Origin of the sequence: Gracilimonas amylolytica, from assembly GCF_002911695.1 — a bacterium.
Classification (GTDB): Bacteria; Bacteroidota; Rhodothermia; order Balneolales; family Balneolaceae; genus Gracilimonas; species Gracilimonas amylolytica.
In genome coordinates this window covers 61,480-82,318 of the sequence record NZ_PQBS01000032.1, presented here as the reverse complement: position 1 = coordinate 82,318, position 20,839 = coordinate 61,480, and the positions used below count along the sequence as shown (strand labels likewise).

The 20,839-nt window shown below is 44.0% G+C and carries 20 protein-coding genes; 7 read left to right on the top strand and 13 right to left on the bottom strand.

From position 1 onward, the window contains the following. Positions 1-2: 2 nt before the first annotated feature. The 5 genes from C3B73_RS07435 to C3B73_RS07415 form a co-directional block, all read right to left on the bottom strand. Positions 3-1,175 (bottom strand): M20/M25/M40 family metallo-hydrolase, encoded by a 1,173-nt coding sequence (locus C3B73_RS07435; protein ID WP_103664969.1) that lies wholly within the window; start codon positions 1,173-1,175, stop codon positions 3-5. A 3-nt stretch (positions 1,176-1,178) separates the two neighbouring features. Continuing rightward, entirely contained in the window at positions 1,179-1,787 is a 609-nt protein-coding gene (locus tag C3B73_RS07430; RefSeq protein ID WP_103664968.1) for a flavin reductase, read from the bottom strand. Between the two features lie 12 nt (positions 1,788-1,799). Then, positions 1,800-2,093, bottom strand: coding sequence for a hypothetical protein (locus tag C3B73_RS07425; protein ID WP_157939444.1), 294 nt, complete (start codon positions 2,091-2,093; stop codon positions 1,800-1,802). Continuing rightward, positions 2,071-3,540: a GNAT family N-acetyltransferase gene (locus tag C3B73_RS07420; RefSeq protein WP_103664966.1), complete on the bottom strand. Its 1,470-nt coding sequence runs from the start codon at positions 3,538-3,540 to the stop codon at positions 2,071-2,073. The genes C3B73_RS07425 and C3B73_RS07420 overlap by 23 nt, the downstream gene beginning before the upstream one ends. 70 nt (positions 3,541-3,610) lie before the next feature. Then, on the bottom strand, positions 3,611-4,012 hold the full coding sequence (locus C3B73_RS07415) for a universal stress protein (RefSeq protein ID WP_103664965.1): 402 nt from the start codon (positions 4,010-4,012) through the stop codon (positions 3,611-3,613). A gap of 117 nt (positions 4,013-4,129) precedes the next feature. Here C3B73_RS07415 and C3B73_RS07410 point away from each other — a divergent pair, with 117 nt between their 5' ends. The 4 genes from C3B73_RS07410 to C3B73_RS07395 all read left to right on the top strand — a co-directional run bounded on the left by C3B73_RS07410 (position 4,130) and on the right by C3B73_RS07395 (position 10,433). Further along, positions 4,130-5,536 carry a CCA tRNA nucleotidyltransferase gene (locus tag C3B73_RS07410; protein WP_103664964.1) on the top strand — a complete coding sequence of 469 codons (1,407 nt, stop codon included), beginning with the start codon at positions 4,130-4,132 and terminating at the stop codon, positions 5,534-5,536. 1 nt (position 5,537) lies between these two features. Beyond that, positions 5,538-6,410: a 4-(cytidine 5'-diphospho)-2-C-methyl-D-erythritol kinase gene (ispE, locus tag C3B73_RS07405; RefSeq protein ID WP_103664963.1), complete on the top strand. Its 873-nt coding sequence runs from the start codon at positions 5,538-5,540 to the stop codon at positions 6,408-6,410. 168 nt (positions 6,411-6,578) lie between these two features. Further along, entirely contained in the window at positions 6,579-9,053 is a 2,475-nt protein-coding gene (locus tag C3B73_RS07400; protein ID WP_103664962.1) for a glycogen/starch/alpha-glucan phosphorylase, read from the top strand. A gap of 342 nt (positions 9,054-9,395) precedes the next feature. Beyond that, complete coding sequence (locus C3B73_RS07395) at positions 9,396-10,433, top strand: mechanosensitive ion channel family protein (protein ID WP_103664961.1); 1,038 nt, start codon at positions 9,396-9,398, stop codon at positions 10,431-10,433. 23 nt (positions 10,434-10,456) lie between these two features. On the opposite strand, the gene C3B73_RS07390 is transcribed toward C3B73_RS07395, so the two are convergent. From C3B73_RS07390 to C3B73_RS07360, 7 genes are read right to left on the bottom strand one after another with little or no spacing between them, the layout of a single operon-like run. Next, a complete protein-coding gene (locus C3B73_RS07390) occupies positions 10,457-10,843 on the bottom strand; it encodes a hypothetical protein (protein ID WP_103664960.1) in 387 nt (128 codons plus the stop codon). 14 nt (positions 10,844-10,857) lie between these two features. Beyond that, on the bottom strand, positions 10,858-11,679 hold the full coding sequence (locus C3B73_RS07385; RefSeq protein WP_103664959.1) for an energy transducer TonB family protein: 822 nt from the start codon (positions 11,677-11,679) through the stop codon (positions 10,858-10,860). A gap of 5 nt (positions 11,680-11,684) precedes the next feature. Next, complete coding sequence (locus C3B73_RS07380) at positions 11,685-12,098, bottom strand: ExbD/TolR family protein (protein ID WP_103664958.1); 414 nt, start codon at positions 12,096-12,098, stop codon at positions 11,685-11,687. A gap of 2 nt (positions 12,099-12,100) precedes the next feature. Then, a complete protein-coding gene (locus C3B73_RS07375) occupies positions 12,101-12,808 on the bottom strand; it encodes a MotA/TolQ/ExbB proton channel family protein (protein WP_103664957.1) in 708 nt (235 codons plus the stop codon). A 17-nt stretch (positions 12,809-12,825) separates the two neighbouring features. Next, a complete protein-coding gene (locus C3B73_RS07370; RefSeq protein ID WP_103664956.1) occupies positions 12,826-14,472 on the bottom strand; it encodes an SPOR domain-containing protein in 1,647 nt (548 codons plus the stop codon). Between the two features lie 3 nt (positions 14,473-14,475). Next, positions 14,476-14,673, bottom strand: coding sequence for an HU family DNA-binding protein (locus C3B73_RS07365; protein WP_103664955.1), 198 nt, complete (start codon positions 14,671-14,673; stop codon positions 14,476-14,478). Positions 14,674-14,679: 6 nt separating this feature from the next. Continuing rightward, positions 14,680-16,398 (bottom strand): TonB-dependent receptor, encoded by a 1,719-nt coding sequence (locus C3B73_RS07360; RefSeq protein WP_103664954.1) that lies wholly within the window; start codon positions 16,396-16,398, stop codon positions 14,680-14,682. A gap of 375 nt (positions 16,399-16,773) precedes the next feature. On the opposite strand from C3B73_RS07360, the gene C3B73_RS07355 reads away from it, so the two are divergent. The 3 genes from C3B73_RS07355 to C3B73_RS07345 all read left to right on the top strand — a co-directional run bounded on the left by C3B73_RS07355 (position 16,774) and on the right by C3B73_RS07345 (position 20,183). Then, entirely contained in the window at positions 16,774-17,337 is a 564-nt protein-coding gene (locus C3B73_RS07355; RefSeq protein WP_103664953.1) for a DsbA family protein, read from the top strand. 131 nt (positions 17,338-17,468) lie between these two features. Beyond that, positions 17,469-19,097, top strand: coding sequence for an arginine--tRNA ligase (gene argS / locus C3B73_RS07350; protein WP_103664952.1), 1,629 nt, complete (start codon positions 17,469-17,471; stop codon positions 19,095-19,097). Positions 19,098-19,184: 87 nt separating this feature from the next. After that, on the top strand, positions 19,185-20,183 hold the full coding sequence (locus tag C3B73_RS07345) for a 6-bladed beta-propeller (protein ID WP_103664951.1): 999 nt from the start codon (positions 19,185-19,187) through the stop codon (positions 20,181-20,183). 10 nt (positions 20,184-20,193) lie between these two features. On the opposite strand, the gene C3B73_RS07340 is transcribed toward C3B73_RS07345, so the two are convergent. Beyond that, the gene (locus C3B73_RS07340; RefSeq protein WP_103664950.1) at positions 20,194-20,835 is read right to left on the bottom strand and encodes a hypothetical protein; all 642 of its coding nucleotides are present in this window, start codon (positions 20,833-20,835) and stop codon (positions 20,194-20,196) included. Positions 20,836-20,839 lie beyond the last annotated feature (4 nt).

The following is a 20,839-nucleotide window of genomic DNA, read 5'->3' as shown; positions in this document are numbered from 1 at the left end:
AATTAACCCTGTTCATTTAAGGGTGGTAAAAGTAATAAATTCACGATCAGGGGAATTCTCTGGAGCGTTTCATTAAGAAAAACCCTTTCCGTAGGGCTATGAGCCCCATCACCTACGGCTCCTAACCCATCTAAGGTAGCCGCAAACAAGCTGGTGTAGCTGCCATCAGAACCGCCACCGGAGGTGCCTTCAGTCAGTTCCAGTCCAAGCTGATCACCGACTTCTTTTGCTGCCTGCCACAGAGCCCTGTTCCTTTTGTTCTGAACCAACGGAGGCCGACGAAACCCGCCTTTGATCTCTAAGGTCACCCCTTCGGTATCTGACTCCATGGCAGTGATCTCGTTTGTAAGGCGCTTGGCATCTGCTTTGGTTCTTACGCGAACATCAACCGAAGCCCGGCTTTCCGGCGCTACCACATTCGTACTTATACCCCCATCAATGGTGCCGACATTCACGGAAATACCATTTTCAGGGTCATTCAGCTGATGCAGCTTTTGAATGAGATAAGATAATTCCAAAATGGCACTTCGACCTTTTTCAGGCTCAATACCGGCATGAGATGATACCCCTTTTATGGTCACATCAAAATGCCCGACTCCTTTCCGGCGGGTTTTGATCTTACCATCCGGGTCAAGAGATGGTTCGAGCACCAACACCCGGTTCATGGCTCGTGCCAGCAATTTAATTCGGGATGCGGATTCAACACTTCCACTTTCTTCATCTGAATTCAAAAACAGAATGGGCGTTACAACCGGTTCCACATCATCGTGGTCATATATCACCTTTAGAGCCGTCAGCATCATCGCCACTCCGGCTTTCATATCATACACACCGGGACCGGTCAGCGTGTTATCTTCATTACGGAATGGCATCTTTTGAAGGGTATCTGTCGGCCATACGGTGTCAATGTGACCAAGCAGCAGCTGATAGCACCCTGTTTTTTGAGCTTTTGGTTTGGCAAATAACTGTCCACCGCTTTTAACTCCATTGTACATAGAAACCTCATACCCAAGTCCTTCAAGCTCCTTCTCAAGGATCGAAAATAAAGCTTTATGTGATGCCGGATCTGCCGGCGGAGTTTCTGTTTCAACCAGCTTTTGTAAGATATTCAGGAAGTAATCGCGATAGCCTGATTTTATGTCAATATCCCTGATATGTTGAGTCGCATTTTCCATAACCTACTTTTTAAAATCTTTTGGGAAAGGAAAAGCCCGGGTGTCTTCAATGGTGGCATAACGACCCGGTGACACATAAACCAGTTGTGGGTTTCTGCGTAATTTCTCTCCATCGGGTTGAGAGGGTTTTCGGATGAAGTTGTTTTCGGCGTGGGCGGCAACCACTTCCCCAAGTATCAGGCTGTTCTCCCCAAAGCCATCTACAAATCGCTCCAGTTTACATTCCAGAAATAAGTATCCGTTTTTGATGAACTCTCCATCCACCTCAGTAGCAGAAAAAGTATCCATGCTTTTTAATTCAGGCTTGGTATCGTCGTCACAGCGAGGGGCAGCTGTCAGACTCGTTAGTACCAATTGATCCGGTTTGGGATAAGTAACGGTAAACTCACCGGTTCGTTTGATGTTTTGGTAGGTCGAATGATTGGGAGTGCATACAAAGCCGAAATAATTTTTCCAGCCCAGGGGAAATGCCATGTGTTTGGGGGCAAAATCCGGTGAAGCATCAGGCTCAACCGTTCCAACGATAACCAAAGGGTGAACCGTAAAGATCTGATCCCAGACCGGAAATTCAAGATTGAGACGGGTAACTGTCAGGTCGTTTTTAGGTGTCATTTTGGGAGTTCTTTAAGGTTCAACAATTTCGTCCAGGTTCCATACCGTATGAAGACCGAGGGTTTGTAGGAGTTCAAAAAAAATCTTTGGAGGATCTTTGAGCTTTACCATCACCTGCTTTTCGCCGAACATGAGTTTATGCATGAAAATGATGGCTTTGCTATTCACAAAGTGAGCTTTGGACAAGTCGATACGCAGTTCCTTTCGGTCTCCCATTTGCTCAGAAATGAGCCGCACTGCATTCAGATTGAAATCGCCCGGCAGCTCAACCTCAATTCTATATTTATCTTTTTTGTACTGCATCATACTCCATTTTAATGAGTGATTTCAGTTTACCGGCTAACTCTGTATAGGTGTTAATTTTATCAAAATTCGTTTCGATCATGATCTTCTGCATGCGCATAAAGTCATGTTCCTGATGAAACAGAGGCATGAGGCCACTAAAGATAAATCCCTGTTCTTTTAACCACTCGACCGCACCATTTATGCGTGTGCTTTTAAGCGGCAGGTCGATATAAATCGCATTCAGATTCAGTTCATCTATACTTCTGAACAAACGAAGACAGCTTGTTTCAAAGGTCTTTCCGTAATCCTTGACCGTTATTAGGACATTTTGGGTCTCGTAATTAATGGTAAGCCCAAGGTCGGTTTGGTCGGGATCTTGAAAAGCCGGGGTTTCAGCTCCGATCGTTCTGTTTTGACCGGTGAACTGTGCATAGATCTCACTTAGTATATCTTCGTATTCATCGGGTAATATAATGGGCTTGCGCCATAACCTGGTTAATGGCAGGAAATCCATGACCACACTGACGACCTCAGAGGCCTGCGAGGCCATTCCTTTGTACAGCTTCTGAGGAGATTTAGCGATGATCAGGGCGGTACTTCTGAACCCAAATTTATCATTGACCTTTTGGCTGATGATGTGAAAAGTAGATGCCATACCAAACAATCCGAGCAGACCGCGTTGTTTACTCATTTTGATGAGTTCATTCATCATTTTTTTCATGAGTCCACGTCCACGGTGGTTTGGTGAAACCACGGCCTCTCCCACCTCCCCGATCATGGAATCTGTACTTTTGATGACGGCAAAATATCCTGCAGGACCCCCGGCTTCAGTCCGAACGATGGTCCCAAATTTATACTCGTGCTTGATGGCCGTTTCAATACGCTTAGGGAAATACAGGTCTTCTTTGGAGTAGGTGTAACTGTAAGACCGATAAATGAGTTTGGCAATATCTTCTGCATCTTCGGTGGTAGCGGGTGTCAACAGATAATCACAATCAGCTTCAGGTTCATCCAGGTCTTCCGGGTCAAGATGCTCAGGTAGCAGATCTTTTATGTGGGAGGAAGTAAACTGCTTGACCAGCCGAAACTCTTTTCCATCTTTGCCCCGGTTCAAGAAAAGAAACTGATCGGTCATTTTCCGGATCGTCTTTAATGCGGCGCCTTCAAAGTCATTGTATTTTATGGCCCTGTCCGCATTATAGCTGTGTTTTTCGGGATCAAAAGGTTCACCCTTTTCCTGAATGGCGATCTCGATCTCTGAAAAGGTGTATTGAAACCATATTTCGATGTAACCCGACTCATTTTTATATCCGTGGAGAAGGATGTCAGTTAGAACTTCATCGGTAGCCAGGGCCATTTTTGTAGCGTCATCCCGGCTCAACCCCATATTTACACACCATTTATATGTGAAGTCGGTAGCCGACCCCACCATGGGTAATCTGGCTTCTAAAAGTAAATGAGCTTCCATGATGTACAGGGTTCATTTACTATAAATATATATGGAGATGTGAATATTATGTGTAAAACAAACTGAAAAGTTACTTTATGAGTGTGATACCACCGCTAATGTTTTCAATGATGTAGTTACTGATACCACCGTCACCCTCATCATTAATATCCCATTTGAAATCGGCCCCGCCTATGAACAAGTGGTCACCGTTTAATTTTTTCATTTGTTGTATGATGACCTCACCCGGTTCCCCAATTTCAACCAGGGTTGTCAAAGCTCCCTCTTTTCCCGCGATATCCTCGAAGGTGAAGTTTGCCATTTCCAGAATAGCTTTAGCCTGGGTAACAGCCTCATCGTCGGTAGCCACTACCAGAATGTAGATCTCCGGTTCTGTTCTCAAGTCACGGTATAATTCAGCCGCATATTTTACGGCCTCACTTGCGTATTTGGTTCCATTTGTAGCGATCACCCAGGTTTTTGTATTTCCCATATCTATATTTTTGACTTATCGAGGTCTCTTTGTAATGTAACAATGGTAATGAAAATATCTTAGTAATCCTCTGAAAGCAACGTTTAACATTCCTATCTTTGTAGTGCTTTGAAACACATGAAAAACATACCAACGTCGCACCAGAAAGTATTTAAGATCATTAGTCAGGCCGCAGAAGAACTGGATTGCCCGGTTTATGTAGTTGGCGGTTATGTACGTGATCATTATTTGAACCGCTTAAAAGAAGGAGCGATGGATATCGACTTTGTTACAGTCGGTTCCGGAATTAAACTGGCTAGGTCAGTTTCTGATAAGATCAAAAACTCCTCACTGGCTGTTTACAAGCAATTTGGAACGGCACAAGTCAAAACGGGAGACCTGGAACTGGAGTTTGTGGGGGCCCGAAAGGAAAGTTACCGCAGGGATTCCAGAAAGCCTATTGTGGAAGACGGCACCCTTGAGGACGACCAACTAAGGCGGGACCTTACCATCAATGCCATGTCCTGGTCGCTCAATGAGGAGAATTACGGTGAATTGGTCGATCCTTTTGGCGGTATGGAAGATCTGGAAAACAAGAATATCAAAACCCCGATCGATCCTCATCAAACCTTCAGCGATGACCCACTTAGAATGATGCGGGCCATTCGTTTTGCCTCTCAACTCAATTTTAGGATCGAGGAAGAGACCTTTAATGCCATCACCGAAATGGCAAGCCGGATCAATATCATTTCAAAAGAACGGATCATTGATGAGTTGAATAAGATCATATTGAGTGATCATCCTTCTCTCGGATTTACCATGTTGTTTAAGACCGGACTGCTGAAGGAGTTTTTCCCCGAAATGCACAACCTGCATGGGGTTAAAGAGATCAAAGGCGTTCGGCATAAGGATAATTTCTGGCATACCCTGAAAGTACTGGATAATGTTATTGAGCTGGGGGCAGATCTATGGTTACGCTGGGCAGCTATCATGCACGATATTGCCAAGCCGCCAACTCAGAGGTTCCACCCAAAAGCCGGCTGGACGTTTCACGGACATGATGCCCTGGGTGCTAAATGGACCAAGAAGATTTTTCGCCGGCTTGGGCTCCCTCTGGATGAACGCATGCGTTACGTTCGGAAATTGGTGCGCCTTCACCTCAGGCCTATTGCTTTGGTTTCGGATGAAGTTTCGGATTCCGCAATACGCAGGTTAATTTATGAGGCCGGTGATGATATTGATGATCTCATGAAGCTTTGCCGGGCAGATGTCACCACTAAGAATGAGTACAAGCAGGAGAAATATCAGCAGAACTTTGACTATGTGGAAAAGCGGATCAAAGAGGTTGAAGAAAAAGACCGGATCAGGAACTGGAAGAACCCACTGTCAGGAGAGGAGATCATGAAAGCACTGAATATAAAACCAAGCCGAGCCGTTGGCGATGTAAAAGATGCCGTGAAAGAAGCGATTTTGAATGGTGATATTCCGAATGATCATGATGCGGCCTTTAACTATATGATGGAACATAAAAACGATTTTTTATAAAATGGCTGAACTCTGGATCTCTAATTCTTACGGGAAGATCAACCTGGGTCTTAATATCCTTGAGAGACTTGAAGATGGATATCATGCTATAGAAACGGGGTTTTGCTTTATTGAGTGGAACGACCGTTTTGAGGTGAAACCCGGCCGTATGCACCTCGAAATGAGTGACCCGAAAATTCCTGTGGACGATACAAATCTGATCGTGAAAGCGATAAAACTACTTCAAAGGGAAGCAGGTCTTAAGGATGAGTATAACATTAAGGTTGAAAAGAATATCCCGACCGGTGCGGGCCTTGGTGGCGGAAGCAGTAATGCCGCTACCACCCTTCGGATGATGAATAAGATCGCCAATCTGGGTCTTTCACAAGATGACCTCATCAAGTTGGGTAAACAACTCGGGGCGGATGTTCCCTTTTTTATAAATGGTGAAGCCGGGTTTGCCACAGGTAAGGGCGATGAAATAGAGCCACTGGATATTCAACCCGATGCCTTTATCGTTACGGTATATCCTAATATTGAGAGCAGTACCGAAAAGGCGTATGAATTTTGTGAGCCGAATCCGGAGCCGGAGTTTTCACTCAAGAATGTACTGCTGGAGGAAGAGCCGGAAGAGTGGCGCTACCTGCTGATGAATGAACTTGAAAAGGTGGTATTTCCACGCTTACATCTGGTCGGGAATATCAAAGATCAGTTCTACGAATTCGGGGCTGAATACGCCAGTATGAGTGGAAGCGGTTCCAGTGTTTTTGGCATTTTTGAGCAGGATTTTGTTGCAATTAATGCGTATGAATCGTTTCATAAGCTCGGTTTTCCGGCCAATATAACCAGACCAAAATTCAAGCCGGACCAAGGCATTTATTTAAAAGAAGGATGATACAGTGAAGGGTGATCACATAACTTTTGCGGCTTGACAGCCGGAGTTATTGTAAGGTTTTATGAAATAAAGGCAGCAACTAAAGCCAAAGTCTGACCCATCACCCCTTACATTATCACTTATTAGTATAGATCAGAGAAGAAATTTTAGATTTTAGAAAACAGAATTATGAGTAAAAAGAAAGCAACCGGTGTTAATATTCGCTCAGGAATGGACAAAGACTCCCTTCGTGAGGATATCAAGCTGCACTTGCGCCACACCCTGGCAAAGGATGAATATTCAACCACCAACTGGGATCGCTACAAAAGCGTAACCCTGACCATCATGGACCGGCTGAATGACCGGCTCCTTAAAACCCAGCAGCATTATTATAAGACCGATGCCAAGCGGGTTTATTACCTATCCATGGAATATCTGATCGGCCGTCTTTTGGATAACATGCTGGTCAACCTGAATGTTCGTGACCTGGTAGCCGAAGCTTTGGATGAGCTCGACCTGTCCTATGAAGATATTCGCGATCAGGAATGGGATGCCGGGCTCGGTAATGGCGGTTTAGGTCGTCTTGCGGCCTGTTTCCTTGACTCAATGGCAACATTGGGTATTCCGGCTATTGGTCATGGTATTCGTTATGACTATGGAATTTTCTATCAAAAAATTCAGGATGGATATCAGGTAGAACGGCCGGATCTTTGGCTGAAATATGGGAACCCATGGGATACGGTTCGCCCCAAAGTGCAATATCCTGTAGAGTTTTATGGAAATCAGGGTGTACAGAAATCCAGCAATGGCAACACCTATTACTCCTGGGAGAATACACACCGTGTTAAAGCGGTTGCCTATGACACCCCTATTCCGGGTTATGATAACGGCATTGTCAATTATCTGCGCCTCTGGAAAGCAGAATCATCCTCAGCCATAGACCTTAAGAGTTTTAATCAGGGTCAGTACATTGATGCGGTTCGCGATAATCAGCTGGAGCAAAATATCTCACGGGTGTTATATCCCAATGATAAAGTGTTTGTGGGACAGGAGTTGCGATTGAAGCAGGAGTATTTCCTGGTATCAGCCTCCATGCAGGATATCATCCGCCGGTTCAAAAAACAGTATAACGATTTCACCAAATTTCCTGACAAGGTATCCATTCAGTGTAACGATACGCATCCAAACCTGGCAATCCCTGAGTTGATGCGACATTTGCTGGATGAAGAGCATATGGAATGGGAGAAAGCCTGGGACATTACGGTTCGCTCCATGGCTTACACCAATCACACCTTGTTGCCGGAAGCCCTTGAAAAATGGCCGGTATCTCTGGTTCGGAACCTGCTGCCTCGTCATTTGAATATTATTTATGAGATCAACCGGCGTTTTCTGGATGATGTGAAGATCAAGCTGGGAGAGGATAAAAATCTACAGAGCCGAATGAGTATAGTGAGTGAAGGTGAACATCCTGTGGTTCACATGGCCCACCTTGGTATAGTGGGTGCCCGAAAAGTAAATGGGGTGGCCGCTATGCATTCCCGCCTGCTGAAGCAGTCTATGTTCAAGGACTTTGCAGAAATGTATCCGGATAAATTCACCAATAAGACCAATGGGATCACTCCTCGCCGGTGGTTGAAGCAGTGTAACCCGGCGCTTTCAGGGTTGATCTCTGAGAAGATCGGGGAAGATTGGGTGACAGACCTTGATGAATTGAAGCAGATCAACGACTATGCTGAGGACAAGAAATTCCGCAAGCAATTTGCAGAGATCAAACTGGAGAATAAAAAGCGTTTAGCGGATTACATCAAAGCTGAAAACAACTTGGATGTGGATCCAAATTCCATGTTCGATATTCAGATCAAGCGTATCCATGAATACAAACGTCAGCTGATGGCGGCTCTTCATGTGATCACTCTTTACAACAGGCTCAAGGAAAATCCGGACCTCGATATTTCCCCAAGAACGGTCATATTTGCGGGTAAAGCCGCACCGGGTTACACCATGGCCAAACTGCATATTAAGCTGATCAACAGTATTGCAGAAGTGGTAAATAATGATCCGGACGTGAATAAGAAACTGAAGTGTGTATTTCTTCAGAACTATAGTGTGACCCTGGCTGAGAAGCTGATCCCTGCAGCAAACCTGTCGGAGCAGATCTCAACAGCCGGTATGGAAGCATCCGGAACCGGTAACATGAAGTTTGCGCTCAACGGAGCCCTTACGATCGGAACACTGGATGGAGCCAATGTGGAGATCAAAGAAGAAGTGGGTGACGATAATATCTTCATCTTTGGTCTGGAAGAAGAAGAGATCGAACAGGTTCGCCGGGAAGGATATAATCCGTGGGATTACTACAACGCTAATCCTGAACTGAAGCAAGCCGTGGATCAGATCCGTGATGGTTTCTTCAGTAACGGAGATAAAGCCCTGTTTGAACCGATCATTAATGCCCTGCTCCATGAAGGCGATTACTTTATGGTGATGGCAGATTATGAGGCGTATGTCCAAAAACAGGATGAAGTTTCTGAAGCGTTCAAGGATCAGGATGAATGGAACCGTAAGGCGATCATTAACACGGCTAACATCGGTAAATTCTCCAGTGATCGTACCATCAATGATTACAACGATGAGATCTGGCAGGCACCTAAGGAAAGCCTGAAGTAGTTTTAGTATAGAGTTGAGTTGGTTTCCCACCGAGTGTGTGAAACCGGCTTAAAACATTTGTGTAGTAACTCTATTTCATAACAGCTGTAAACTGAATATTAGACAATCAGGTCTACAAGTATCGGGCTTAGTATAACGAATAAAAAATCGCTCAAATCTGAATGATAAAACGAAAACCGACCTGGTTCCGTACGCTCCGCGTCGGAACCGTTCAGGGTTCGTGAGCTAATTCAGTTAATAAATTATCGAGCTGAAAGATATTGAGAGGTCAGCCATTGGTTGGCCTCTTTTAGTTTATAGAACCCTGTTCGATAATCCTTACAAATCTATTATCTTTGGTACATGAATAATTTTCAACTACCTACATCAACACCTCAAGTCGATTCACTGACAACCGACAGTGCCAAAAATATTATTTCAGCAGATTCGGCCCTGAATATTCCGGACCCGTCTGATTACACGGTCGGTGACACCTTTATTTATATATGGGACCTGCTTCAGGTGCAGTTATTTACCATTCAAAATACGCCTGTCACGTTCCTGAAGCTGCTTATATTTGTTTTACTGATCATTGGGTTCTCATTCCTCGCATCTTTTGTTAAGAGGATGCTCAATAACCGAATCCTTCCCAAGTTTGTAAAGGATAGTGGGTTGCGTTATACCCTATCTCGTATGTCTCAATATGTGGTGGTGGTGATTGGGGTCTTTATTTCCTTTCAGTTCTTAGGGATCAATATGACCGGACTCGCGGTGATCTTTGGTTTCCTCTCTGTAGGTATTGGTTTTGGTTTGCAGAATATTACCTCCAATTTCATTTCAGGTCTGATCGTTTTATTTGAACGTCCGATCAGTGTGGGAGACCGGGTTTCAGTCAATAATATTGAGGGAGACATTCAGGAGATCAATATCAGGTCGACCAAAGTGAAGACCCTGGATAATATTTCCATTATTGTTCCAAATTCAGAGTTTGTATCGAAGGATGTCATCAACTTTTCTCATGGGGATACCTCATACAGGTTAAGTATTGATGTTGGAGTGTCTTACTCTTCAGTTCTTGACTTGGTTTTAAAAGCATTAAATGAAGTGGCTGAGGAAAGCGACGATGTTCTTAAGCATCCGGAGCATGATGTGCATCTGAGAAGTTTTGGGGATTCAGCCTGGGATATGAAACTACTGGTATGGATCCCGGATGTTAAAAAGAGGTATCAGGTTCAGAATACATTGAATCAGGCGATCGTCCGCAAATTTGCAGAGTATGACATTGAGATCCCTTTCCCTCAACGCGATCTGCATGTTCGCTCAGGATTAGATATGGGAAATAAAGAAGTGAAACACGGGTCAGAGGATTCTGAAACCGATTCAGATAAAAGCGAGCCCTAAACTGCCTTTAGGCTTTAAAACCATCAGGGAAAACTGACGTTTAAGGAGTGATAAACGCTATCCCGGTGAGTAAATTGAAAGGTATAATCACCCGGTTCCGGAACCTCAATAGTATACTCCCAATCGTATGGCACACACTGTTGAGTGCATAATTCTGCGGTAACTTCTGCCATGGTATTGATCTCGTAGGTGTTCCCATTACTGGATACGATCTGTTGAAACTCTCCCCAGCAGGCAGAACCGCATGAGGTAAATAATCCAAAGGTTACAGAATTAGCTTCCTGACTAACGATATCAACCTGTTCAGGCACAACACTTTGAAAATTATCATCACTTACCGACTGATCCGTACTGCAGCCTATGGTTAATAACAAGATCATTGAGGAAAGGATCAAAATAGAAAGCTTCATAAAATCTTAGGGCTTTATTGAACGACGAAGCGAAAGGTTAATGTACCCCACTGAACTTCCTGAGGAACAGCACCGGGTAGTCTTGAAAACCTCCAGGTTCTCAGCGTACTCATTACCTCACGCTCTAATTCGGGGTTCATTTTTCGAAGTGGAATAATACGTCCCACCGTTCCATCGGGCCGAACTTCAAAACGTACGGTAATAACAGCCTCGGAATTGGTGGAGTTTTCAGGCAGGGGTTGAACCATTGGAGATCGGTCAATTTCACCTTCCCAGCTTAATTCGTAGGGAGATGATTTTTCCTCATCATTTCCAATACCCTGATCCGACTGCATGTCTCCTGTTGCACCGTCCACATCGCCACTCTCGTCGGCGCCTTCTGTAACGGTTTCATTTTCTTGTGCCACCGGTGGAATTTCTACTTCCTCTTCCTGAGGTTGCGATTCCTGCTGGTTTGGATCGATCTTTTCTGTGTTGGGGGTGGTGACTTCCTCTGCCTCTACTTCCTCAACCTCATCGGGAAGATCTACAGGTTTGGTTTCCTCTTCTGTGGTCGTTTGTGGAGTAACTTCAGGTTCCACGACTTCTTCAACGGGTTCTTCAGGTTCAACTTCAGAGGGATTAGGTCGCTGAGCCACTTCTTCATTTTGAGTCTCTGAGTATTCGGCAAGTTGTCCGGTTCTGAATTCCCCAAATTCCACTTCTATGTAGGAAGGCCGCACGTTTGAATTCATATCAAAAGTGTAGATGAGAGATATGATCAAAAGAATGGTATTTACACCAAGGGTAACCTTAAGTGCAAAACGGTCATCTTCTGTGAATTTATAGCGGCCCATAGTGGTCAGGATCCTTGTTCGGTAGCCATGATAATTTTGAGATTCAATGCCTTGCTGATATTCATCACTCTTACGGCATCGTCAACTTTGGCATCTTTGTCGGCCCTTAGTACAACGGTTCCCTGAGGCTTATTATTTCGTGCGTTTCTGATAGCTGAAGCCAATGAACCGCGTGCGGTCAGGTCGCCATCCACATAGAACTCACCATTTTTGGTGACAGCCACTGAAATAAACTGTTGCTCAGTTGCGGCACTGCTTTCGGCTTTAGGTACTTCAACCCGTATTCCGAAATTGGTCACAAAAGATGAAGTCAGCAGGAAGAAAATAAGTAACAGAAGCACGATATCCGTCAATGACGATTGTGAAAACAATGACAGGGGCGGTAAGCGTTTATCTCCTCTTCTGAAATCGCGTGCCATGATCAGTTATTTTCTTTTTTTGCAGGTGATTGAAGCAGGTCAAGGAAGTCGGCTGAGGCATTTTCCAGTTCAAAAATGGAGCGGTTGATCTTACCCAGCAGGAAGTTATAGAATCCATAAGCGATCAAACCAACAATTAGTCCGGCCGCGGTAGTAATAAGAGCTTCCCATATACCACCGGCAAGCACACTTGGATTAACATTACCCTGCAACGATTGTATATCCATAAAGGCTTCGATCATACCGGTTACCGTTCCTGTAAAACCAAGCAATGGAGCCACACCGGCAATTGTTGCCAGCCAGTTCATGCGCTTTTCAAGAAAGAAGATCTCCTTTTTACCTGCGTTGTCAATGGCGTCCTCAATATCTCTGATGGGGCGCCCTAAGCGACGAATACCGGCTTTAATGATTCGAGAGATGGGTTTATTGAACTCATCACAGTAATCCATGGCATTTTTGGCTCCGCCTTTTCCGGATTTGAGCATGTTCTCAATGGTACCCAAAAATTTATCCGGGTCAACGTGTGAGCGGTTTAGGGCTCTCCAGCGCTCAACGATCACGTACATACCGATCATAAATAATATGGTAATAGGGATCATTAATACGCCGCCTTCAACAAGAAGATCGAAGAATGTAGTGGTTTCTTCCTGCATAGCCATCAGGGAGTCAACTGCAGTAGTATCCTGCAAAAATATCAATAAAGAGTGCATGTAGATGATCTTTTGATTTACTGAATTTGAGTTACGAAATAATTGTCTTTAAAGGGATTCCCGAGTTCCTGAGCAGCCACTGCGGCATCACGCATGGTTTCAAACTGTCCCAGGCTAACTCTCCAAAGCGTTCCATATTGTTGATGCGGAACTTCTGCTAAGATCACGCGATATCCCTGATCGGTTAATTCTGAAACTTTAGCCCGGGCGTTATCCTCGTTGGTTAACGAGTAAACAACAATGGTATATCCGTTGTTAGCTGCCTCATTTAAAGAACCGGTAAGCCCATAGGAAGCAGGTTCACCGGAATCTGTATCCTGAGCCTCTTGTGTTGTTTCTGTTACCTGAGTTTCAGTCGCTTGTTCCATTTCATTGTTGGCAGATTCACCTTCCTGATCAGAAGTGCCTGTAGCAGCCTCATTTTGATCACTTGAAGTCGGTTCTGCCTCTGTTGACTCTGTTACAGGTTCAGGGGTATCCTGGGTCTGTTGTTCAGAGTCAGTTACATCAGGGGTTGGAGCCGGTGGTGTTGTTTGTGTGGTTGTCGGAACCGGAGTTGGAGTAATACCCGGAATGTTAACCACCCCAAAGTAACCCAATCCGTAGATCCCACCGCCTAAAACTAATATGATGATAATGATCAACAGGATGGCTGACTGCCCTCCGGTGTCTTTGGCTTTTTGAGGCCGTTTGAAGGGCTTTCGTTTTGTTTCTTTCTTTTTGTCTGAACTTTTTTCTTCGTCTTTTCCTTTTTTATCGTCTTTAGCTGAGGCTAAATTCTTGATAACAGGAACCGGCTCTGAGTCGTCATCTTCATTTACGGTTTCATCAATAGAAGAAGAAAGAGCTTTTTCCAGGTCATCTGTTTCCTCATCATCCTCTTTTTCTTCAGCAGAACTTAGGACATCATCAAGGTCATCCGATGTTTCCTCTTCTTCGGGATCTGAACCGACATCTGCGAGAGCGGCAAAAGGATCCTGTTCGTCATCGGAATCATCATCAGATTCACCGGCAAGTTCACGCTCAATTTCAGAAATTCGAATAAGGTCTTCGTCCTCATCATCTTCCTGATCGAATACGGCTTTAAAATGTTCTTCTTCCTGCTCTGTTTCTTCATCGGGGGAATCTCCTAAAAGTCCGGAGAACATGGTTTCGGCCCCTTCATCTTTATAGGTATCGATACCCCACTTATCAGGACCGGGTTTTTCCTCTTCTTCATCCCCCTCGTCAGTTTCATCATCCAGATCAAAAGGTGAATCTTCTTCCTCCGATCCATCTTCTTCACCGGTATCATCAGCAGTATCCATGTTCGGTTCCGGAGTCTTGGCCATCTCAGGTTCATCATCCAGTAATCCGGCGAAGGGGTCATCGTTATCTTCAGCATCAGGTTCGTCTTCTGCACCGGAAGCTTCATCCAGTTCTAAGGCTTCCATGCCCACGTATTTGTAATTTATCTCCGTGGCAAGTTCATCAGCTGGAATAAATACTACATTTTCACCGATCGCACTAAAGACCCCAAAGCCTTCAATTTCATAGGCTTCCCCTTCTTCAATGGCCTCGTTAATTTCTTTTACTAAGTCAGCCAGCTGATTTTCAATATTTTCCTTTTCGATACCGGAAGTTTCAACAAGCAGCTCAACAAGCTTTGAGTGATCTATATGCATAGCTTATCCCTTTTTAGCAGATGTAAATTCGATGGTGTCTTTTGGGGGCAGCATGACATTGGTGCCATCCGCACGTTTTTCCTGTTTTTGGTTGTAATGAACCGGTTTGAAAGTACCAAGTTCATCCACTTCCACCGAATTTTTCATTATGATCTGATCCCGTATTACCACACCCAGTGCTTCTAAAAATTTATCCGTCATAAGAGATTATAGTTTTATGGTTATACCTCCAAAGATCTGAAAAGGACGTTCCTGATAGCCACTCCAAACCTCATATTCTTGTCCTGAGACGTTCAACATTTTGGCAAAAACGCCAATTTTATCGTTGACCTGATATTCGGCACCTGCATTAAGTAATGCAAATGCTTTTAATTCAGTACCGGTTTCAGGTGACCGGCGCTTTCCAAGATATTCAGCCCACGCATTCAATGTCAGTTCTTTTACCGGTTTGAAGGATATAGAGCCCTCCAGGCCAAGTTTTTCCTCGTATGGAATATCACCACCGGCAGATAGCTTAGGGCTGCGGGCATAAACTTTCGCATTAGCCCAGAACTTTTCAGGTACCAGTTGTTGATTTGCACCGGCATAGATCTCAAAAATGTTCGCGTCTCCATACATCACAGAATAAAATCCGGGCGTATCATTTGGAGCCAGAATAGATCGCTGATAATATGCATAGTTTTGGGTATGGGTATAAGAAGCGCCGCCAAATACCCGGTTGCCACCAAAAAGCTGTAAGTTAGCTTCGGCCCCGGCTCCAACATCATATGAGTATCTTAACAGGTTATCGGCTGAAAGAAAACGATTGTACTGATGGTGTTCCTGTAGAGTGTTCAGTTCAGGGCGGCCAAAGGCTGTTCCGGTAACAGAAAGGCGCTCATTTAAATAGTGAATAATCTCTATCTCAGGACTCAACATGACTTTGCTGTCAACGGCATCGGTAATATAACTTACACCACCTTTTGCCTTAATGCGGGTTGAAAAGTCGAACAACCTCTCATAAGTAACGGCCGCTTCAGCATTCACCCAGTTCTCTGAATCGAATGCATCAGAAGAATAGGTGGCGGACTCCAGATTACCGGAAACTTTGAATGTTTCGTACATCTTTTGACCCGGCCAGTAATAAGAAAAGGATAGGTGTCCGGCTGTTTCGTCCGTTTCACCACCAAGTGTAGAAGAACCGGCATCAAGCGTAGTGCTGAACACATTTCCTCCAACGGTCAGGTCCCAGCCGTTAAGGGTATTTTTGATTTTTTGAAGGCGAAGCTGTCCGTTAAAACCGGAATAATCTTTAGAGGCTGTTTCACCGATCTGACCTTGAATATTGGGGTCATTGAGATCGTATAAGTCATTAAAGTCACTGAGTGCCCCTAAATCGAGGGAAAGGCGCATGCCATTTTGCAATTTGTTGATATAGCCAATATTGGCATCCAAGTAACGGAAAGAACTTTCAGGCCCGTCAAGGTGACCGGTAGATCCGCGCATGTTCATATTTCCGGTGACAGCACTGCTTTCATCAAGGGCGTAGTAGCCGTAAGCATTAACATCAGGAGATACAAAGCTACCCAGAGCGGCTCGGATGTATCCGTTCATACGGTCAGGGTCTTGCAGAATATTTCGGGTTGGCGGTTCAGGTCTGCCAAGCTGGGTCACAGAAATATCGGCAACCGCTTCCTCTCGGGTTTCAATGAACGGGATCCGGTTAGGATCGATCTGAAACACACGTGGTTTTGGATTGAAACCTAAAATGGGTTGTCTCCTAAGGCCTGGAAAACGGGCCTTGAATTCACTTCGGATCTCAATATCCTGAGGATTTATCTCAGGCAGTAATGTATTATCCGCACCGGTCTGACGATTTTGTGCAAAGGTAATAGCCGGTAATAAAAATGCAATAAACAGAAAAAATGTGGGTGTTTTGCTCATCATAGAATTGCGTTTCCTGAATGTACTAAAATTTGAGAGAAGGTTTAAGGCATAGCTAACGAAAAAGATGTACTGTAATTATGATCCGATGTTCCTCATATGGGCCTTATGGCAGCTATTTAATAGATGTGACATTAATTTTAAAAAATGTAAGAAACGGTATCTTGAGTAAAAGATAATCAACTCTGTAAAAGAATTGCAGGAATTGCTGAATTGACTTAAATAAAAACTGCACACAAGATAATCGGTGTGAAAGGCGTTTGTCTATTGGTTCATCTGATGAAGTCAAAGAATTCCACAGATAATTGAAAAAATGAGTGTTATCTTAGAACGACATTTTGATAAAGTAAATTTCTACAGAAAGAAAGGATAAGGATCATGAAAAGAGGATTATTTTTACTCACCGTTTTTGCAATGATATTCAGCGGTCCGCTGATGGCTCAAAGCAGTGAGAGTTCGCAAGCTAAAGTTGAGATCGTAAAATACAGCGATTACCAATGCCCGGCTTGTAAGTATTACGTACCTATTGAAGAGCAACTGAAGGCGGAATTCGGTGAAGAGATATCACTCATCACAAAGCATTTTCCACTGAACATGCATGAATATGCTCAACTAGCATCAAGAGCAGCTGAAGCCGCAAGAGCTCAGGGCAAATATCAGGAAATGCACGATATGATCTTTGCCGGACAGGAGCAGTGGTCAAGAGGTAATGCCGAATCCATGTTTATTGGCTATGCCAAGAGCCTGGAACTTGATATGGAAAAATTCCGCGCAGATCTTAATTCAGCCGATATGCAACGCATTGTGATGGCAGATAAACGGCAAGGGATGCGCCTGAATGTAAACTCTACCCCTACTTTCTACATCAATGGTGATAAGGTGGAAAGAAATCCCCGCACCTTTGAAGAATTCAAAGCTCTTGTAGAAGGCTACATGAATTGACCTGATCTTTAGAGAATTTAAGGGGCTTCAGTAATGAGGTCCCTTTTTTTATGCCACAGAGTTTTTAAAGGAAGCTGATTCATAGTCAGTTTTTGTCTTATCTTTGAGCAAATTCGAAATCTTTATTTACCATGAAAGAATACATCGCTGAGATCATCAGCAACTCACTCAAACAATTTGATCTGCAAGAGAAACCGGATATCAGAATAGAGGCTCCAAATCAGCCTGAACACGGAGATGCCTCATCCAATATTGCCATGATGCTGGCCAAACCACTGAGGAATAACCCTCGTGCCATTGCCCAACAGGTTGTGGATGGCCTTGAGTATGATGAGAAAAAAATATCTGCTGTTGAGATTGCCGGACCGGGGTTTATCAATTTCAGGTATTCGGATGATTATCTGTTTGACGAGTTGAATGAGGTCTTAACAGGGGGAGAATCATTCGGAAAAACCGATACAAATACAGGTAAAAAGGTGTTGGTAGAATTTGTGAGTGCAAACCCAACCGGGCCGCTGACAGTTGGCCACGGCCGTAATGCGGTATTGGGTGATACTGTGGCACGATTGCTTGAATGGACCGGCGCGGATGTGGAAAGAGAGTATTATTTCAACGACGCCGGGCGGCAGATGCGTGTTTTAGGTGAGAGTGTCAGGGCGCGTTATTATGAACTGCTTGGTAAAGATGAGAAGTTTCCGGAGGGAGGATACGAAGGAGAATATATCAAGGATATTGCCAAATCTTTACTTGATGAATTTGGAGATGGTTTGTTGAGTGCAGCCGATGAAAAGCCATTCAAGGAAAAAGCTGAAGAGGAGATCTTTGCAGATATCAGTGCAACTCTGAAGCGCATGAATATCAAAATGGACTCCTTTTTTAACGAGCACAGCTTGTATGAAGATGGTAAGATCGAAGAGACCATTCAAAAGCTTAGAGATCTCGATCTGGCTTACGATGAAGACGGAGCGGTTTGGTTTAAGACCACCGCTTTTGGCAAGGATAAAGACACGGTGTTGGTTAAAAGTTCGGGTGAGCCGACCTATCGCCTGCCTGATATAGCATACCACGCCAACAAGTTAGACCGGGGATATGACCTGTGTGTGGATGTGTTTGGTGCCGATCACATCGCCACTTACCCGGATGTTCTGAGTGGGATCAAATCCCTCGGTTACGACCCCGATAAGGTTGATGTGGTTGTCTATCAGTTTGTAACGCTGGTTAAAGATGGCAAACCGTTCAAGATGAGTACACGGAAGGCTAACTTTGTGACTTTGGATGATCTGATGGACGAAGTGGGTGCCGATGTAACGCGCTTCTTCTTCCTCATGCGTTCCCCAAATACCCACCTCGAATTTGATATAGCCCAGGCCAAAGAAGCCGGCGAGAAGAACCCGGTGTTTTATCTGCAATATGCCCATGCTCGCATCTCAAGTATTCTCAGAAAAGTGAATGATGAATATGAACTGAGCGGAAGGGCTAACCTGAAGTTGTTAGAGCATCCAAGTGAGATCATGCTTATCAAAACCATGCTGAAGTTTCCAGAAACCGTTGGCAATGCAGCAAGGCTGCGTGAACCACACCACGTGATCACCTTCCTTAATGAACTGGCATCAGCCTTTACCTCCTTCTATCATGATTGCAGAATTTTAGGTGAAGACGAGGAGCTGGCTCATGCCCGAACAGAATTGGCAAAAGCTACTGCTCAGGTACTTAGAAATGGATTGGGCATTCTGGGCATATCGGCACCGGATCAGATGTAAGAAGGTCTGTCTTTTCAGGCAGGGTGCATATTTTGATTTATAAAGGATGCAGGTTAGATTCTTTGAAAACCCTAAGAATTCAAACCTATGAGCCGAGCGTTCTTAACGGTATTAGTAATTTTATTGCTGTCGCTAAATGATCTTTACGGGCAATTTTTTGAGGTCACTGATAGACTCACCTTAGAAGAAAATAATGAGGTGATCTTAGGCTTGCCAAGATTTCAGGAAAGAATTGGAAATGAAATATTGGTTGTAGATCAGGAAACTCACCGTGTATTGGTCTATGATAAAGAGGGAAAACTGTTGACCCACTTTGGGAGATATGGAAGGGGTCCGGGGGATCTCGAGAAACCAACCTCTGTCGTAAAATTATCAACAGGGGAATATCTCGTTTCAGAATTCAAAGGAAGGATTTCAAAGTTTGACGCTACGGGAAAATTCCAATCGGTAACAGACACGGGTATTCCGCGATTAAATGGCTTAAAGATACTGCCAAATGGAGTGGTATTGTTGATTGGTGGTATGACCACTCCTGATGACCATTATTTACTGCACTTGTTTGATCCGTTAACTATGGAAGTGGAAAAAGCATTTTTCCAACTACCGGTCGATCCAGCAGAATATGGTATGCAGCCACTCACATTAGCTGAGTCTTCGTTTGCGGTAGTTTGTCAGGATAAGATCGTTGCGAGCCATGCCATGCTACCTAAACTCTTTTACTTCGACTTTGATGGAGAAAAAGTAAGCGAGGTTCAAATCAAATCGGATCTATTTTCAATAATGGAAAAGCACCAAATGTCATCTAATCCGACAAGAATGATGGAGATCTACGGTTCAGCCTCCTGGTTATCCGGCTTGCATTGTCTGAATAATGGGTCTGTATTGGTTCAATTTTATCAAAACCTCAAAATGAAAAGGAATCCATTGGTGGCCATGCTTATTGGCAAACACGGAAATGTATTAAATGAACAAACAGAGACCCCTGATATCAAGTTTTCAATTAGAGGAACCGATACGGTATATGTGAAAGATCCTGAGTCAGATCTATTAAACAGCTTATTAAAGGCAACGGTCAACAAAGACTGAGGTATGAGACCTAAGAGGGTGCAAGATTCATTTTGTTGTAACGGTAAAGAGATGCCCGAATAAAGTAGATAGCCCAGGTTACGATTCCGAAGAATTTGAAGGCATCTTCAAACATATAGGCAATGCCTTCCTGAGGAAGAATAAAATCCCCAACAACTGATAAGCCTAAAAAGAATCCGGCAAGCAAAAAGATCAATAAGTCGTTGGATATGATCTCATCAAAAAATTTGATAAACCAGGTTAAAGCCAGAATCAGGTATATCAGATACACCTGATATTGCTCCATATTCAGATGCCAAAGTGCCAGATAATCGTGAAACATGAACAGGTCATCGAACAATAGCAGTGAGGTAAGTAAACCGGACCATAAAAGAAAAGAGGCTGATCTTCCTTTTAACTTGTTCTTCAGCAAAATGTATGAGAAGAATAATACAGAGGCCGTTGCACACCATATAAGTGCCCCGAGATTGGAAACCACACCAACAAACGGATGGGAGTCGAAAGTAGTAATAGGGTCTGCGGTAAATTTTTCAATCTCAAAGTCCATCCACTGACTACTGAAGTAAATGAGAATAAAAAATGCTATCAAACCCGTGTAAGTGACAAGTAGTAGCGTGAGTGGAAACGGTTGCCCCGAGGCTTTTTTATCCATGATA